Annotated in this window: 15 protein-coding genes and 1 riboswitch; of the genes, 5 read left to right on the top strand and 10 right to left on the bottom strand. The window is 65.5% G+C overall.

All coding sequences use genetic code 11. The features are described 5' to 3' along the window. Position 1 precedes the first annotated feature (1 nt). From thiS to thiC, 3 genes are read right to left on the bottom strand one after another with little or no spacing between them, the layout of a single operon-like run. Positions 2 to 199 carry a sulfur carrier protein ThiS gene (thiS, locus tag NHF53_RS18875; protein ID WP_252835580.1) on the bottom strand — a complete coding sequence of 66 codons (198 nt, stop codon included), beginning with the start codon at positions 197 to 199 and terminating at the stop codon, positions 2 to 4. After that, positions 196 to 1,191, bottom strand: coding sequence for a glycine oxidase ThiO (gene thiO / locus NHF53_RS18870; RefSeq protein WP_252835579.1), 996 nt, complete (start codon positions 1,189 to 1,191; stop codon positions 196 to 198). The genes thiS and thiO overlap by 4 nt, the downstream gene beginning before the upstream one ends. Before the next feature lies 1 nt (position 1,192). Next, positions 1,193 to 3,025, bottom strand: a complete 1,833-nt coding sequence (gene thiC / locus NHF53_RS18865; protein ID WP_252835578.1) for a phosphomethylpyrimidine synthase ThiC — start codon at positions 3,023 to 3,025, stop codon at positions 1,193 to 1,195. 95 nt (positions 3,026 to 3,120) lie between these two features. After that, a riboswitch (TPP riboswitch) is annotated at positions 3,121 to 3,252 on the bottom strand. Between the two features lie 186 nt (positions 3,253 to 3,438). Between thiC and glgP the strand changes: the two genes are divergently transcribed. After that, the gene (gene glgP, locus NHF53_RS18860) at positions 3,439 to 5,952 is read left to right on the top strand and encodes an alpha-glucan family phosphorylase (RefSeq protein WP_252835577.1); all 2,514 of its coding nucleotides are present in this window, start codon (positions 3,439 to 3,441) and stop codon (positions 5,950 to 5,952) included. Positions 5,953 to 5,961: 9 nt separating this feature from the next. Here the strand turns inward: glgP and NHF53_RS18855 are convergent, their stop codons facing one another. Then, complete coding sequence (locus NHF53_RS18855; protein WP_252835576.1) at positions 5,962 to 7,053, bottom strand: CapA family protein; 1,092 nt, start codon at positions 7,051 to 7,053, stop codon at positions 5,962 to 5,964. A 151-nt stretch (positions 7,054 to 7,204) separates the two neighbouring features. On the opposite strand from NHF53_RS18855, the gene NHF53_RS18850 reads away from it, so the two are divergent. Then, a complete protein-coding gene (locus NHF53_RS18850) occupies positions 7,205 to 7,459 on the top strand; it encodes a hypothetical protein (RefSeq protein ID WP_112691182.1) in 255 nt (84 codons plus the stop codon). A gap of 98 nt (positions 7,460 to 7,557) precedes the next feature. Continuing rightward, on the top strand, positions 7,558 to 8,106 hold the full coding sequence (locus NHF53_RS18845; protein WP_114365162.1) for an HPF/RaiA family ribosome-associated protein: 549 nt from the start codon (positions 7,558 to 7,560) through the stop codon (positions 8,104 to 8,106). 67 nt (positions 8,107 to 8,173) lie between these two features. Here the strand turns inward: NHF53_RS18845 and NHF53_RS18840 are convergent, their stop codons facing one another. Then, a complete protein-coding gene (locus tag NHF53_RS18840) occupies positions 8,174 to 8,614 on the bottom strand; it encodes a DUF3775 domain-containing protein (protein WP_252835575.1) in 441 nt (146 codons plus the stop codon). Positions 8,615 to 8,898: 284 nt separating this feature from the next. Between NHF53_RS18840 and NHF53_RS18835 the strand changes: the two genes are divergently transcribed. Further along, positions 8,899 to 9,126 carry a hypothetical protein gene (locus tag NHF53_RS18835; protein ID WP_252835574.1) on the top strand — a complete coding sequence of 76 codons (228 nt, stop codon included), beginning with the start codon at positions 8,899 to 8,901 and terminating at the stop codon, positions 9,124 to 9,126. Positions 9,127 to 9,198: 72 nt separating this feature from the next. Further along, positions 9,199 to 9,561 carry a YbaN family protein gene (locus NHF53_RS18830; protein ID WP_252835573.1) on the top strand — a complete coding sequence of 121 codons (363 nt, stop codon included), beginning with the start codon at positions 9,199 to 9,201 and terminating at the stop codon, positions 9,559 to 9,561. A 25-nt stretch (positions 9,562 to 9,586) separates the two neighbouring features. Here the strand turns inward: NHF53_RS18830 and NHF53_RS18825 are convergent, their stop codons facing one another. The 5 genes from NHF53_RS18825 to araD all read right to left on the bottom strand — a co-directional run bounded on the left by NHF53_RS18825 (position 9,587) and on the right by araD (position 15,504). Next, on the bottom strand, positions 9,587 to 10,231 hold the full coding sequence (locus tag NHF53_RS18825) for a 2-dehydro-3-deoxy-6-phosphogalactonate aldolase (protein WP_252835572.1): 645 nt from the start codon (positions 10,229 to 10,231) through the stop codon (positions 9,587 to 9,589). Further along, positions 10,228 to 11,181 carry a 2-dehydro-3-deoxygalactonokinase gene (locus tag NHF53_RS18820; RefSeq protein WP_252835571.1) on the bottom strand — a complete coding sequence of 318 codons (954 nt, stop codon included), beginning with the start codon at positions 11,179 to 11,181 and terminating at the stop codon, positions 10,228 to 10,230. Before NHF53_RS18820 ends, NHF53_RS18825 begins: the two co-directional genes overlap by 4 nt. Positions 11,182 to 11,199: 18 nt before the next feature. Further along, positions 11,200 to 12,714 (bottom strand): aldehyde dehydrogenase (NADP(+)), encoded by a 1,515-nt coding sequence (locus NHF53_RS18815; protein ID WP_252835570.1) that lies wholly within the window; start codon positions 12,712 to 12,714, stop codon positions 11,200 to 11,202. 104 nt (positions 12,715 to 12,818) lie between these two features. Continuing rightward, positions 12,819 to 13,748 carry a Gfo/Idh/MocA family protein gene (locus tag NHF53_RS18810; protein ID WP_252835569.1) on the bottom strand — a complete coding sequence of 310 codons (930 nt, stop codon included), beginning with the start codon at positions 13,746 to 13,748 and terminating at the stop codon, positions 12,819 to 12,821. Between the two features lie 10 nt (positions 13,749 to 13,758). After that, positions 13,759 to 15,504: an L-arabinonate dehydratase gene (araD, locus tag NHF53_RS18805; RefSeq protein WP_252835568.1), complete on the bottom strand. Its 1,746-nt coding sequence runs from the start codon at positions 15,502 to 15,504 to the stop codon at positions 13,759 to 13,761. Positions 15,505 to 15,552: the final 48 nt, after the last annotated feature.

Below are 15,552 nucleotides of genomic sequence, written 5' to 3'. Positions count from 1 at the left end.
CTTAGCCTCCCTGCATCGGCGAGAGGACCTCGATCCGGTCGCCGTCGGAGAGCCGACAGGCGGGACGATCCTCACGGTGGATGAGCTCGCCGTTGACGGCGGTCGCCAGCCATTCGCCTTCGTATTCGAGGACAGTGAGGAGGTCGGCGAGCGTTGCGGCACCGCTTTCGACGGTTTCGCCGTTCACGATATAGGTCATTGCAGGGCTCCCTGTGCGTAGAGCTGTTCATGTCCGCCGGCACAAATCCGGTCCGCCAGTTGCTGCGCCATCGCGGGGGCGAGCAGGAAACCGTGGCGGTGCATGCCGGCGATCGAAAAGCCGTCCTCTTGCTCAAGCACGCGCGGCAGGTTGTCGGCGAAGGCGGGGCGGACGCCGACACCGGTCTCCACGAGACGCGCCTCGCCGAAGGCCGGGTGCACGGCGTAGGCGGCGTTGAGGAACTCCATCACCGAGCGCGCGGTGATCGGACCGTCGTCGTCCGTCTCGATCATCGTCGCCCCGACCATGAAGCGATGGTCCTCGCGCGGCACGATGTAGAGCGGGTGGCGGGGATGGAGCAGGCGGACGGGTCGCGAGAGGGAGATCTCGGCGGTTTCGAGGAAAAGCATCTCGCCGCGCACGCCGCGAAGGCCGGGCGTGGAGCCGATTGCCGCCGCGCCGGTGCATTCGACGACCGCCGAGAAGGCCGTGTCTGCTGGCGGTTCGGTGCTGCCGAGGTGGAAGCGCACGCCCTTTTCGACCAGTGTCTCATAGAGCCCGGCCATCGCCTTGCGTGGGTCGAGATGGGCTTCTTCGGGGAAGAACAGCGCACGATCGAAGCGGCCGGCGAGATCCGGTTCGAGCTCACCGATCGTGTTTCCGCCGACCCATTCGTATCCCCGCGTGCGGGAGGCGAAGCGGTCGAGCTCGACGCTGTCGCGGCCGGCGGCGATGACCAGCGTCCCCTTGCGGGAGACTTCGCCGGGGACGGCCTCCGCCCACCAGTCGGGGGAGGGTAGGCCGAGGGTCAGGACAGCTTCCTCGGCCGCCTCGCGTTCGCAGTAGGGGGCGAGCATGCCGCCGGCATAGGTGGAGGCACCCGTGCCGACCGTCTCGGCGGCATCCATCACCTCGACGGTGATGCCGCGGCGGGAAAGCTCGAAGGCAGCGGCGAGGCCGGCGACGCCGGCCCCCTTGATCAGAACCGTCATCTCACTCTCCCGGCTGTGTTTCGGTCGCGTCCGCGACCGGCATGTAGAGATCGCCACCCTGGCGGTATTTCGCCGCCATCGCTTCCAGCCCCTCCTTCTGCGCCTCTGCCCTCAGATCATGGGAGATGCGCATGGAGCAAAACTTCGGGCCACACATCGAACAGAAATGGGCGACCTTGTGGGCTTCCTTCGGCAGGGTCTCGTCATGCATGGAGCGTGCGGTATCGGGATCGAGGGAGAGGTTGAACTGGTCCTCCCAGCGGAACTCGAAGCGGGCGCGGGAAAGCGCATCGTCGCGGACCTGCGCGGCGGGGTGGCCCTTGGCGAGGTCGGCGGCGTGGGCGGCGATCTTGTAGGTGATGACGCCCACCTTCACGTCGTTGCGGTCGGGAAGCCCCAGATGCTCCTTGGGCGTGACGTAGCAGAGCATGGCGGTGCCGAACCAGCCGATCATCGCCGCACCGATGCCCGACGTGATGTGGTCGTAGCCCGGCGCGATGTCGGTGGTCAGCGGGCCGAGGGTGTAGAACGGCGCCTCGCCGCAGGTTTTCAGCTGCTTGTCCATGTTCTCCTTGATCTTGTGCATGGGAACATGGCCGGGGCCTTCAATCATCACCTGGCAATCCTTCGCCCAGGCGATCTCAGTGAGTTCTCCCAGCGTTTCCAGTTCGGCGAACTGGGCGGCGTCGTTGGCGTCGGCGATCGATCCGGGGCGCAGGCCGTCGCCGAGCGAGAAGGAGACGTCATAGGCGCGGGCGATGTCGCAGATTTCCTCGAAATGCTCGTAGAGGAAGCTCTCCCTGTGGTGATGCAGGCACCACTTTGCCATGATCGAGCCGCCGCGCGAGACGATGCCGGTGACGCGGCTGACGGTGAGCGGGATGTAGTGGAGGCGGACGCCGGCATGGATGGTGAAATAGTCGACCCCCTGTTCGGCCTGCTCGATCAGCGTGTCGCGGTAGAGCTCCCAGGTCAGGTCCTCGGCGATGCCGCCGACCTTTTCGAGCGCCTGGTAGAGCGGCACGGTTCCGATCGGAACCGGCGAATTGCGGATGATCCATTCGCGGATGTTGTGGATGTTGCGGCCGGTCGAGAGGTCCATGACAGTGTCGGCGCCCCAGCGGATCGCCCAGACCATCTTCTCGACCTCCTCCTCCATCGAGGAGGTGACGGCGGAGTTGCCGATATTGGCGTTGATCTTCACGAGGAAGTTCCGGCCGATGATCATCGGCTCGCTTTCCGGGTGGTTGATGTTGGCGGGGATGATCGCCCGGCCGGCGGCGATTTCCTGGCGGACGAATTCCGGCGTCACGTGGTCGGGAATGTGGGCGCCGAAGCTCTCACCATCACGGGTCATAGCCTCTTTCGCCGCCTTGCGACCGAGGTTCTCGCGGATGGCGACGAATTCCATTTCCGGCGTGATGATGCCGGCGCGCGCATAGGCGAGCTGCGTCACCGCCTTGCCGTTGTTCGCTCTCCGGGGCGTGTTGCGGACCGGAAATTCCGGCACCAGCCGCTCGCCGGAGGCAAAGCCGTTATCTTCCGGCAACACGTGTCTGCCCGCATAGATGTCGGCGTCACCGCGAGCGGCGATCCAGCGCTCGCGCAGCCGCGGCAGGCCGGACTTGATGTCGATGCCGGCGGTAGGATCGGTGTAGGGACCGGAGGAATCGTAGAGGACGACAGGCGGCTCGCCCGAGGTCGGATGCAGGGCGACCTCACGCATCGGCACGCGGATGTCGCCGTGGCGCTCTCCCTCGATGTGGATCTTGCGGGATGCGGGCAGGGGGCCGGTCGTCACCTGCGGTATCGGTCTGGTTGCGGCAATATTCATGGTTGAGGCTCCAAGGTTTGACGTTTGGAGACCCAGTTCCAGTGTTGGAATGATGGAAAAACGCTCGGCACAGATCCCGGGCCGGGATTCCCGCAACGCCAGCGCTCGCACCGTCCCTACGCCAGTATGAACTGGATCAGGTTCAACGGGTCACTGCGCTGCTTGCCCTTGTCCGGGATCGCCCAGCAGTATCTCAGCCCCTTGGCGGGACCCCCCTGGTGAATGGGCGAATGCTAAGGCTGCTTGCCGGGCATTGTCAATCGGCAAGCTCCGACCAAGCTTGAATGCTCTGCGATTACCTTAAACTCCAACGGGATAGCCGAATTCGAGAATGCTGCTACAATCCCGCGGGCGATCGACCTTGCCGACGCGGCGATCGACATGTCGCCTTCACGGGGGAAGTGGAGGGAAGGGTGCACAACCAGACGGAATTCAAGGAAGCATTCGATGCCCTGCGCGAGCTCGCTCTCGATGTCAGGTGGTCGTGGAGCCACGCGACCGACACGATCTGGCGGGCGCTCGACGCCGAGATGTGGGCGCTTACCCGCAATCCATGGACGATCCTGCGCACGGTCTCGCGCGACCGGATCCGCGCACTCCTGGCCGATCCGGAGTTCTCGGCCAATCTCGACACTCAGCTTGCGGAATCGCGCCGGCTGCGGCTGGCGCCGGGGTGGTTCCAGGAAGCCCATCCGGACAGTGGCCTGCGCACTGTCGCCTATTTCAGTGCCGAGTTCATGCTCGACGAAGCGCTGCCGCTCTATTCCGGTGGGCTTGGAAACGTTGCCGGGGACCAGTTGAAGGCGGCGAGCGATCTCGGCGTGCCGGTGGTCGGGGTGGGACTTCTCTACGCCCGAGGATACTTCCGCCAGTCGATCACGCCGGACGGCCGGCAGGAGGCGCTCTATCCGGTTAACGAGCCGGACCAGCTGCCGCTCAGGCCGCTGCGCGAGCCGAGCGGCGAGTGGCTGCGGCTGGAGCTGGAACTGCCCGGCTACAGGCTCTGGGTGCGAACCTGGGAGGTGCAGGTCGGGCGAACCAAACTTTTCCTGCTAGACCTCAACGATCCAGCCAACCCGCCGGCCTACCGATGCATTACCAGCGAGCTCTACGGCGACGGACCGGAAACGCGCCTGAAGCAGGAAATGGTCCTCGGCATCGGCGGGTGGCGGCTCTTGAGGGCGATCGGTCTCAACCCCGAGATTTGTCATCTCAACGAGGGGCACGTCGCCTTTGCGACCCTGGAGAGGGCTCGCTTCTTCATGCAGGACCATGGTGTTCCCTTCGCCGAGGCGCTGCTTGCCACGCGCGCCGGCAACCTCTTCACCACCCATACGGCCGTCACCGAAGGTGTCGACCGGTTTCCTCCCGATATGATTGCTCGGTTCTTCCGTCGCTATGCCGAAAAGGAACTCGGAATTTCGACGGAGGAGTTTCTCGCGCTTGGCCGAAGCGATCCCCGGGATGTCTCCGAACCGTTCAACATGGCCTACCTTGCAGTCCGCGCGAGCGGTGCCGTGACCGGGGTCAGTGCCCCCCACGAACAGGTGAGCAAGTCGGTCTTCAGGCCCCTGTTTCCCCGTTGGCCGCTGACCGAAGTTCCGGTCGGCCATGTGACGAACGGTGTCCATGTCCCGACCTGGGACTCGGCGGCGGCCGATACGTTCTGGACCGAAGTCGTCGGCAAGGATCGCTGGCGGGGTGATCTCACCGGCCACGAGGCGGTCATACGGGATGTTCCGCCGGCACGAATCTGGCAGATGAGGACGGACGGCCGCAGGCAGCTCGTCGAACAGGTCCGCAACCGCTGTGCCCGGCAACTTGCCGAGGACGGTGCGCCGGAGAGCGAGATCGATGCGGTGCGCGCGATCTTCGACTCGGACGCACTCACCCTCGGCTTCGCGCGGCGGTTTGCGACCTACAAGCGCCCGGACCTGCTGCTCTTTGATCCCGAACGCCTTGTCCGCCTTCTCACCGACAGGCAACGCCCTGTCCAGCTCATCGTCGCCGGCAAGGCGCATCCACGGGACATCGCCAGCCAGGCACTGATCAAGCTGTGGACCGATTTCACCAAACGGGAGGATGTCCGTTCCAGGGTCGTCTTCCTGCGTGACTACAACATGCAGCTCGCCCAGCAACTGGTCCAGGGGGTGGATGTCTGGATCAACACGCCCCGTCGTCCCTGGGAAGCGAGCGGTACGAGCGGAATGAAGGTTCTCGTCAACGGCGGCCTCAATCTTTCGGAGATCGACGGCTGGTGGGCCGAGGCCTTCGCCCCCGATGTCGGCTGGGCGATCGGCGACGGTCACGAACATGACGACATCATCGACCTCGACCGGCGGGAGGCGGCGGAACTCTACGATCACCTCGAACGCGACATCGTTCCGGAATTCTACGGGCGCGACGCCTCCGGCGTTCCGCTGCGCTGGGTCGAGCGTATCCGCGAAAGCATGGCGAGGCTCACGCCACGCTTTTCGGCCAACCGGGCCGTGCGGGAATATACCGAGGACTTCTACCTGCCCGGCGTGCGGGCCCATGCGGAACGGACGGCGAAAGGCGGCGAGGTTGCGCACGCGCTTTGCCAATGGAAGGCGCAAATCAGCCGATCCTGGCCGCACGTCCATTTCGGCGAGATCCGCTCGACGACAGCCGATGGCGAGCATGTCTTCTCCGTTGAGATCTATCTCGGCGACCTTCCAGTCGAGTCCGTCCGGGTCGAACTCTATGCTGACGCCGTAGGAGCGTCGCCCACCTTCAAGGCGGTGATGGAGCGCGCGCTGCCGAGCGCGACCTCGGGCGGATGGAACCTATATTCGGTCCGTGCCCCCGCGGACCGGCCGGTTTCCGACTTTACGGCGCGGATCATCCCCTTCCATCCGGACCTCGCCGTACCTCTCGAGGCCAGCGAGATCCTCTGGCAGCGCTGAGGCGCCCGGTCATCGAAGGAGCGCAAGCGAGCCCCGGCCGGTTGTTTCGACGCGGTGCCCGAAACGTCCGCATTCCCGATCGAGTCGCGCTGCCAGCCACTCGACGTCTGTGGCTGGCGGACGTTCGAGCCGAAATTTCCGCAGGCGATAGGGCAGGGCTTCCAGTGCGCGCAGCCCGTGCGCCGTGTCGTAGTCCAGCACATAGCCGAGCATGAGGTCCGGGCGGTATTCCTCGTTACCGCCGATGCCTTCGTAGTCGTTGATGAAATCGCCGCAGCCATAGAGGATCGGTCGTCCACGGTGGACTTCGATAGCGATCGGATGGTGCGACGAGTGTCCATGGAGGATGTCGACTTCGGCCTCCTCGATGACCTGGTGGGTGAAGGAGCGATGCGCTTCCGCTATGCCGTAGCCCCAGTTGGGACCCCAGTGCAGCGAGAGCAGAACGGTGTCGCCCGGCTTTCGCCAGGCGGCGATGTCCCGGGCGACCTGTCCGGCGCTTTCCCGGTCGGGGCTGTTCAGCAGATTGATGCCGGGGCGGTGCCTTCCTGCCGCCCAAGCAAGAGGTGTGCCGCTCGACGGCAGGGCATAGGCGAAGACGAGCAGTCTGCCGTCGCGGCCACGATCGAAGATGGCCGGCCGTCTGGCGGCGTCGTCATCGACGCCGGCGCCTGCGATCGCAACCTTTGCCTTCTGCAGGCTGTCCAGCGTGTCCGTCACTCCCACCGTTCCCCAGTCGCCGATGTGGTTGTTGGCGAGCACGCAGCAGTCGATGCGGGCCGCGGCGAGACAGGCGACGTTGGCGGGATGCATGCGGTAATTGATGCCCTTCGGTTCCGGGCTGCCGCGGTCAGTGATGCTGGTCTCGAGATTGACGATGCGGAGGTCGGGCTTTCGCACGTCGATATCTGCAAGCGCGTCGCCCCAGACATAGTCGGGCGGGACGGATCGCGGGATCGTTCCCGATCGCTGCTCGGCGAGCCCGACATAGCCGAGCGCCGAGCGCATATAGGGCTCGTGGATCTCGGGGTCGCAATGGCGCGACATGATCTGGTCGATCCCGCGCCCGGTCATCAGGTCACCGCAGAGGAAAAGCCTCATGATCTGGTTCCCGTGTGGACTGCCGCCCTGCAAAGCGGTAATTTTAGAATTCACGCAGATATTGACGGGGGTCGACTTGACCTTGATCAATACATTGATGCGCAAACGGCGCTTCCATTCTAGTCGACGTGGTTGAGAAAGGAATGCCGACATGGTGTCACAATCACAGCTCACCAGTAGCGACGTCCGCCGCATCTGCGGCCACCTCCCCGATTGGAAAATTACCGAGATACTCGCCTGCGGCGGTGACATCGCAGCGCTCGAAGAGGCCATGGCATGGTCGATGGGCGATGACGAGACGACGCCCGAAAGGCATCTGCCGCCCGAGAGCGCGGCAGCAAAGATCCTGGATGTGCTTCTCGCCGAAGAAGAACAGGATGAATGGGAGGCCGGACGCAGCCCGTGACGGGGTCCGTCCGTCGGGGCCGGTCATCTGCCGGGGTGACCTCAGCCTGTCGCGGTCCTGCCGCCATCGTACCCGGCAAGAGCATCTGGAGAACAGTTATGGAAGTCACACCCCGCGTCACGTTCCGAGGCATGGATCATTCGGAAGCGGTCGAAGCTGCCGTGCATGAACGGATCGAGCGCCTTTCGCGCTTTCACGATCACATCACGTCCTGCAGTGTCGTGATCGAGGCTCCGCACAAACACAGTCAGAAAGGCAAGATCTATCACGTCCGGGTCAACATCAACGTGCCCGGCCGGGAGATCGTCGTTGGGCGCGAGGCGGAGGAGAACCACGCCCATGAAGACGTTCTCGTCGCGATCCGCGACAGCTTCGATGCCGCGCAGCGTCAGCTTGAGGATGTCGTGCGCAAGATGAGCTCGTACCGCGTGAAGGCGCATCCGGCGGCCCTGAAGGGGAGCATCACCCGCCTTGTCCCCGAGGAGGGCTTCGGCTTCATCCTCGGTGCGGACGGGCGCGAATATTTCTTCCGGCGCGAGAGCATGACGACCGAAAATTGGGGCGCGCTCAGCGAAGGCACCAAGGTACGGTTTGCCGAACATGACGGCGAGAAGGGGCCGTATGCCTCTGCCGTGACTCCCGACTGAAGAAAGCCGAAAGCAGGCGGGCGCTGACGGCGCCCGCCTTTTGCTGCTCAGGCGTCGCCCGGCCCGCTCAGAGGCGGCCGAGTTCGAAATCGGCGCAGGACATGTCGAACTGCGAGAGCGCTTCTTCCAGATAGTCGGCCAACAGCGGCAAACCGAGCAGGTATTCGGCCGTCTTGTTGTTGTGCGCCCGGGCCGCCTCGGCACGGATATCCGCCCATTCGGCGATCGTGCCGTCGCCGCGCCCGAGCCAGGCAAGCGCCACGAGGTCGACCTGCTCGTCGACGTTCATGTCGTCGATCAGCGAGGTGATCTCCTCGACGACCGGGTCGTCGGGATTGTCCTCGAGCACCGAGTACATGTGATCGTCCGACGGATTTGAGCCGGAATCCGGGATCGTCTGCTCATCCTTGGCGTCGAATTCCCGTGCCTTGACGACGATGAAACAGACCTTTTCCGGAGATATCGAAAGTTCAGGCAGATCGGCGGCTTCTACTGGCTCACGTGCCATAGTGTGTCTCCCGCAATACTTGTTGGTTCACGACGGCGCCTTCAACAACGCCAACTATACGCCTCGGAGATTTTCCTGCCACAGGTTTCGGTTGCGCTTCTGACGGAACGCAAATCTCCGGTGCTCCGTTCCACGTTGTCCTCTGCCGGACCAGCCGTGCAGGCATTTTGCCGCGGCGTTCCCACGTTCCACACGTGCGTTTTCCCTTGCACAGCCGTTGCGGCGGGCGCAACCTGTCCTTGCGCGGCAAAGGCCGCACATTCTCCTTTCCTGGAGGTACGATGATGGCGAAATCCGAAAACACCCAGGCTGCAGGCTGGTTCGACGGGGTGCTCAAGGTGCTGGCGCGCCTCGGCATCCTGCGTTACGGCGGTAAGGCGGCGGTCTACCATTCCGGCAGCGAGCGCCCGACGGAATTCCTGATGCCGAACGTCTTCAACGCCGAGCGGGACATGCCGCCGATGAAGGATATCGGCGGCGGAGCGGAAAAGGACAAGGGGAAGGACGACTGAGAGAGGCTTCCGGGTATTTGACCCGGAAAGCGCGTTGCCTACATAGTGCAGGCAACACGTCGAGGAAAACCTATGCGTATCGTCCTCCTGGGCTTCGGCTGGATCATGGTCGCGGTCGGCATCGTCGGCATCTTCCTGCCGGTGCTGCCCACCACGCCCTTCATGATCCTGGCTGCGGCGCTCTTTGCCCGTTCCTCGCCTCGCTTCGAGCAATGGCTGCTCGACCATCCCCGCTACGGCAAGCCGCTGCTCGACTGGCGGCGGCAGGGTGCAATCTCGCGACCGGCAAAGATCGCATCGGTGAGCCTGATGGCCGTCAGCTACGGCATCGTGCTCTTCGCCGGGCCGCCTATGGTCTGGCTGAAGCTTACGACCGGCGTCATTCTCCTCGCCTGTGCAGCCTTCGTCCTTAGCCGGCCGCAGCCGAGCGCCTGAGCATAGAGGCTCTCTTTAGGATGGTTCAGCGCTGTGCCGCCTTCGCCTCGTCATAGGCACGAACGAGCGCGGTTGCCCGCGCCTTCACGACGTCGGCCGCATCGCCCGGCTTGTAGAGGTTCGAGCCGAGGCCGAAGCAGCGGACGCCGACCCGCATATAGGCCGCGAAATCCCCTTCGGTCACACCGCCGACGGCGCCGAGCGGAATTTCCGGCGGCAGGACGGCCCTGATCGCGCCGATGCCTTGCGGGCCGAGGACGTTGGCGGGGAAGAACTTGATCGCCACTGCGCCGGCCTTGATCGCGGCGAGCGCCTCGGTCGCCGTGAAGGCGCCGGGCATGGTCACCATGCCGTGCTCGACGCCGCGGCGGATGACGGCGGGATCGGTGTTCGGGGTGACGACCAGATTGCCGCCGACATCGGCCAGGCGGTCGACATCGTCGGGCGTCAGCATGGTCCCGGCGCCGATCATGCAGGAGGCGGGCGCGAGTTTCCGCGCCTTCTCGATGGAGGCGAAGGGATCGGGCGAGTTGAGTGGAATCTCGATCGCCTCGAAGCCGGCTTCGACGAGGGCGGCGATTACACCGTCGACCTCCGCCGTGGTGATCCCGCGCAGGATGGCGACGAGGTTGCGGTCGAGCTTCGGCCAGGAGACGGTCGGACGGGTCATCGGGAAACCTCGGAGCTTTGGAAGAGCGAACATGCGGCGGCGAACAGGCCCTTGCGGACCAGTTCCTCGCCATCGAGCAGGCGCGACTGCGTGCCGGCTATCTCGAGCGCACGGCCGTAAAGTGCGGTCAACCGTGCCGAGCCGACGAGATGCACGGCCATGCCCTGCGGCAGGAAGGTACGGGTCGCTGCAATCTCGGCGCCGATCAGCATGCCGGAGAGCCGCGCTGCGGGCCTGGGCGCATCGCCGCCGAGGAGCCCTGCGGCGCGGATGGAAAAGAGGTGTGCGGAGAGGGCGAAACCATCGGCCAGCGCCTCCGTCACGCCTTCGGAGAAGCCGCGGTCGTCGGCGGTGAAGGCGAGGTCGTCGCCGATCGAATGCTTGAGGATCGAGTGCCGGCTGAGGAGATCGAAGAGCTCGCCGGTCATCACCGTGCGGAAGGCGGCGATCCTGCCGCCCTTCAGCTCGACCCACTTCGAATGGGTGCCGGGAAGGCAAAAAATGCCGTCGGCAAGACCGCTTTCGACGGCGCCGGCAAGCTGGGTTTCCTCGCCGCGCATCACGTCGAAGGGGCCGGTGGTGCGCTGGCAGACGCCGGGCAGGATGAACACCGGCCGGGTGACGCCTGTCGGCGCCACGGCCTCTCTGTAGAGCGCATCGAGCGGCGCCGGGGTCTCGACATAGGGAGCCTCGCGCCAGCCGGTGCGGGCACCGGCCATGCCGGTAATCGCGACCGGCAGGTCGGCGGAAGCGCCGAGGGCGGCGAGATGGCTTTCGAGCACCGCGGCGAAACGGCCGTCGGCGCAGGTGAGAAGCCCCTCGTCCGATTGCCGCTTTCCGAGCACGTTGCCCGCCCGGTCAACGACCCAGAGGCGGAAATTGCTCGTACCCCAGTCGGCGAGCGCGCAGAACGCGCCAGCCGTCGTCTTTTCAGCCCCGGTGCCCGTCATGATGCGCGCTCCCGGCCTTCAGCGGAGGTCTTCCGGCAGGACAGCATGCGGCAGGTTCTGGTAGCAGACCGGCCGCAGGAAACGCCGGATCGACAGCGTGCCGACGGAGGTGGCGCCGAAGTTGGTGGAGGCCGGGTAGGGGCCGCCGTGGACCATGGCATCGCAGACCTCGACACCGGTCGGGAAGCCGTTCGCGAGGACGCGGCCGGCCTTGCGCTCGAGGATCGGCATCAGCCGGCGGGCGAGCGTGGTATCGGGCTCGTCCAGGTGCAGGGTGCAGGTGAGCTGTCCGGCGAGGCTGTCGGCGATCTTCACCATCTCTTCTTCGTTGGTCACCGTCACGACGAGGCCGAGCGGTCCGAAGACCTCTTCGCCGAGTGCATGGTTTTCGAGCCAGGCCTTGCCGGTGGTGGCGAACAGGTAAGGTGTGGCGTTGCGCAGGTCGCAGGTCGACGTCAGCACCGCCTGGACGCCCGTCGAGCCCTCGATGCGCTTGGCACCGGAGCGGTAGGCCTCGGCAATGCCGTCGGTCAGCATGGTCTGGGCGCCGACGCCTTCGAGCTCCCGCTTGGCGGTGGCGACGAAGGCTTCACTTTCCGGACCCTCGATCAGGACGGCGATGCCGGGATTGGTGCAGAACTGGCCCGCACCCATGGTGAGCGAGCCCACCCAGCCCTTGGCGATCGCTTCACCGCGCGCCGAGAGCGCGTTCGGCAGCAGGAACATCGGGTTGACCGAACCAAGTTCGCCGAAGAACGGGATCGGATCAGGACGGCGGGCGCAGAGATCGAAGAGCGCGCGGCCGCCGGCGAGCGAGCCGGTGAAGCCGACGGCGCGGATCATCGGGTGCTGGACGAGGGCTTCGCCGACATCGCGCTTGCCGCCCTGGACGAGCGAGAAGACGCCCGGATGCAGGCCGAGCCGCTTGATGGCGGCATGGATCGCGTGTGCGACGATTTCGCCCGTGCCCGGATGGGCGCCATGGCCCTTGACGATCACGGGGCAACCGGCCGCGAGAGCGGCGGCGGTATCACCGCCGGCCGTCGAGAAGGCGAGCGGGAAATTCGAGGCGCCGAAAACGGCGACGGGGCCGATCGGGCGCTGCATCAGGAAGATTTCCGGACGCGGCAGCGGCTGACGGTCGGGAAGCGCTTCGTCGTGCCGGCGGTCGAGATAGTCGCCCTTGCGAATATGCGAAGCGAAGAGCCGGAGCTGGCCGACGGTGCGGCCGCGCTCGCCGACGAGGCGCGCCTGCGGCAGGCCGGTTTCCTGGGTGCCGATCTCGGTGATCTCGTCGCCGAGCTTGTCGATCTCCTCGGCGATCGTTTCGAGGAAGACGGCGCGCTCCTCGCGGGTGGAGTAGCCATAGGTCAGGAAGGCTTCCTCGGCGGCGCGTGCCGCGCGGTCGACGAGGTCGGGCGTGCCGACGGCGAAATCGCGTGCCGGCCCGTGCGCCGGGGAAGAGGCGAAGGTCCCGTTGCCCGCTACCCACTCGCCGGCAATCAAGTGCTTTCCAGTGAATTCGAATGTCATCGCATCATCCTTTTGTCTTCGCTTTGCGTCGTGGCGAAAGAAATCCGGCACGTCATGCCGGATTCCGGGCTCCGCCCGTATCATCTCGTCTTTGGCGACCGGCCTCAGTCGTGGAAGGCGTCCACGTCCTGACGGTTGCCGCGCAGGAAGGCATCGGCCACGAGCCGCAAGGGCTGGAAATCGGCATCGCTCTGCCGTGCGCGGACGAGCGCCGCGAAACGATCATAGATGCCGGGATATTCACGGTCCGGGCCGGACGATGCCAGTGCTCCGTCTATATAGAGCTCGGCTCCGCCCTTTGAAAGGCGAAGTTCGCCGCCGTCCGTCTCGACCGTTATGTCCCAGGTCTGCGGGCCTTCCTGGCGCCAGTCGAACTCGACGCTGATCGGGGCGCCGGCCGCGCTCGCCATGGAGAGCGAAGCGGCGATCGGCTGCTGCCGGTTCGAGGGGAAGGAGAGGGCGGCCTGATGCACGACGATCGCGCCGGGAATGATGGCGGTCAGAATCGAGAGCGCGTTGATGCCCGGGTCGAAGACACCGAAGCCGCCGGCCTCCCAGATCCATGCCTGGCCGGGGTGCCAGCGGCGCACGTCTTCCTTCCAGACGATCGAGGCGGAGTGGATCGTCTTGCCGGCGAGCCACTGCCGTGCCGGCTCGACGCCGAGCGCGAAGCGCGAATGCCAAGTGGCAAAGAGCGTGACACCGGCGGCAGACGCCATCGCGGCCAGCGCTTCCGCTTCGCCGAGCGTGGTCGCAGGTGGCTTTTCGAGGAGCACGTCGCGGCCCGCCTCGATCGCCTTGCGGGCCATGTCGAAGCGGACTTCCGGCGGCGTGCAGAGCGAGACCGCCTGTACATCCGGGCGGGCCTTCAGGAAGGTATCGAAATCCTCGAAGTTCTCGACGCCGTCGATCTTGCCGTGACGGCTGACGGCCGCGGCAAGTTCGAAATCCTCGCCGCCGGCAATCGATGGAATATGCTGATCCCGGGCGATCTTGCCGATACCGACAAGCGCCAGCGAAATACGCTTGGACATGTCTTTCTCCTCAGTGCGAGTCGCGGCCGACGGGCGCACCGCGGCAACCCTTCAGGAAATCGAAGTCGGCGCCGGTGTCCGCGCCTTCCACGTGGTCGTGGTAGAGGCGGGCATAACCGCTTGCCGGCGGCTCGACCGACGGACGCCAGTCGGCGAGACGGCGCTGCATTTCCTCGTCCAAGATGTCGAGGTGCACGCGGCGGGCCTCGACGTCGATCTCGATGAAGTCGCCGTTCCGGACGATAGCGAGCGGTCCGCCGCGGGCGGCCTCCGGAGAGGTGTGCAGGAGGACGGTGCCGTAGGCGGTGCCGGACATGCGGGCGTCGGAGATGCGCACCATGTCGGTGATGCCCTTGCGCAGCACCTTCGGCGGCAGGCCCATGTTGCCAACCTCGGCCATGCCGGGATAGCCGCGCGGGCCGCAGTTCTTCATGACCATGACGCAGGTTTCGTCGATGTCGAGGCTCTCGTCGTTGATCTTGGCCTTGTAATCGTCGATGTCCTCGAAGACCACGGCGCGGCCGCGATGCTTCATGAGGTGCGGCGAGGCCGCCGACGGCTTCAGGACACAGCCCTTCGGTGCGAGGTTGCCGCGCAGAACGACGATGCCACCCTGCTGGGTGAGCGCACGCTCGACCGGGCGGATGACGTCGTCATTCCAGTTCCGGACGTCCTTCACCTCGTCCCAGATCGGGCCGCCGGAAACGGTCAGCGCATCCTTGTGCAGCTTGCCTGCTTCGCCGAGCATCTTGATGACGACCGGCAGGCCGCCGGCGTAGAAGAACTCTTCCATCAGGTATTCGCCGGACGGCATCAGGTTGACGACGGTCGGGATGTCGCGGCCGAGGCGGTCCCAGTCGTCGAGCGAGAGGTCGACGCCGACGCGGCCGGCCATCGCCAGCAGGTGGACGACGGCGTTGGTGGAACCGCCGATCGCGCCGTTGACGCGGATGGCGTTCTCGAAGGCCTTCTTCGTCATGATGTCGGAGGGTTTCAGGTCGTCCTTCACCATCTGCACGATGCGGCGGCCGGAGAGCTGGGCCATGACCTTGCGGCGGCTGTCGACGGCGGGGATCGCGGCATTGCCCGAAAGCGCCATGCCGAGGGCCTCGACCATGGAGGCCATGGTGGAGGCCGTACCCATGGTGTTGCAGGTGCCGGAACTGCGCGACATCGAGGCTTCCGCTTCGAGGAACTCCTCCTGGGTCATCTCGCCGGCCTTGACGGCTTCCGAGAATTTCCAGAGGTGCGTGCCGGAGCCGACGCGCTCGCCGCGGAAATAGCCGTTCAGCATCGGGCCGCCGGTGACGACGATCGACGGCAAATCGGTGGAGGCGGCGGCCATGACCAGCGAAGGCGTGGTCTTGTCGCAGCCGACGAGCAGCACGGCGCCGTCGATCGGCTGGCCGCGCATCGCTTCCTCGACGGCGAGTGCGGCGAGGTTGCGGAACATCATCGCGGTCGGACGGAAGGTGTTTTCCGAGGCCGAGAAGACCGGAATTTCTACCGGGAAGCCGCCGGCTTCCCAGACGCCCGCCTTCACCTTTTCCGCGAGTTCGCGCAGATGGCCGTTGCAGGGGGTCAGGTCCGACCAGGTGTTGAGGATGCCGATGACCGGACGTCCGTCGAAGAGGTCATGCGGGTGTCCCTGGTTCTTCAGCCAGCCGCGGTGATAGATCGTGTCGCGGCTAGTGCCGCCGAACCAGTGTTGGGATCGCAGTTTGCGGGGCCAGGCCGCCGGTTTGAAAGCACTCATGACGTTTTCTCTGTCTCTTTCTGGGGAGCCCGCCGCCCGATCGGCGGA

Origin of the sequence: Ciceribacter sp. RN22, assembly GCF_024054295.1 — a bacterium.
Classification (GTDB): domain Bacteria; phylum Pseudomonadota; class Alphaproteobacteria; order Rhizobiales; family Rhizobiaceae; genus Allorhizobium; species Allorhizobium lividum.
Note: the sequence above shows the minus strand (reverse complement) of the source record. Positions and strands in the feature narration are given on the sequence as shown.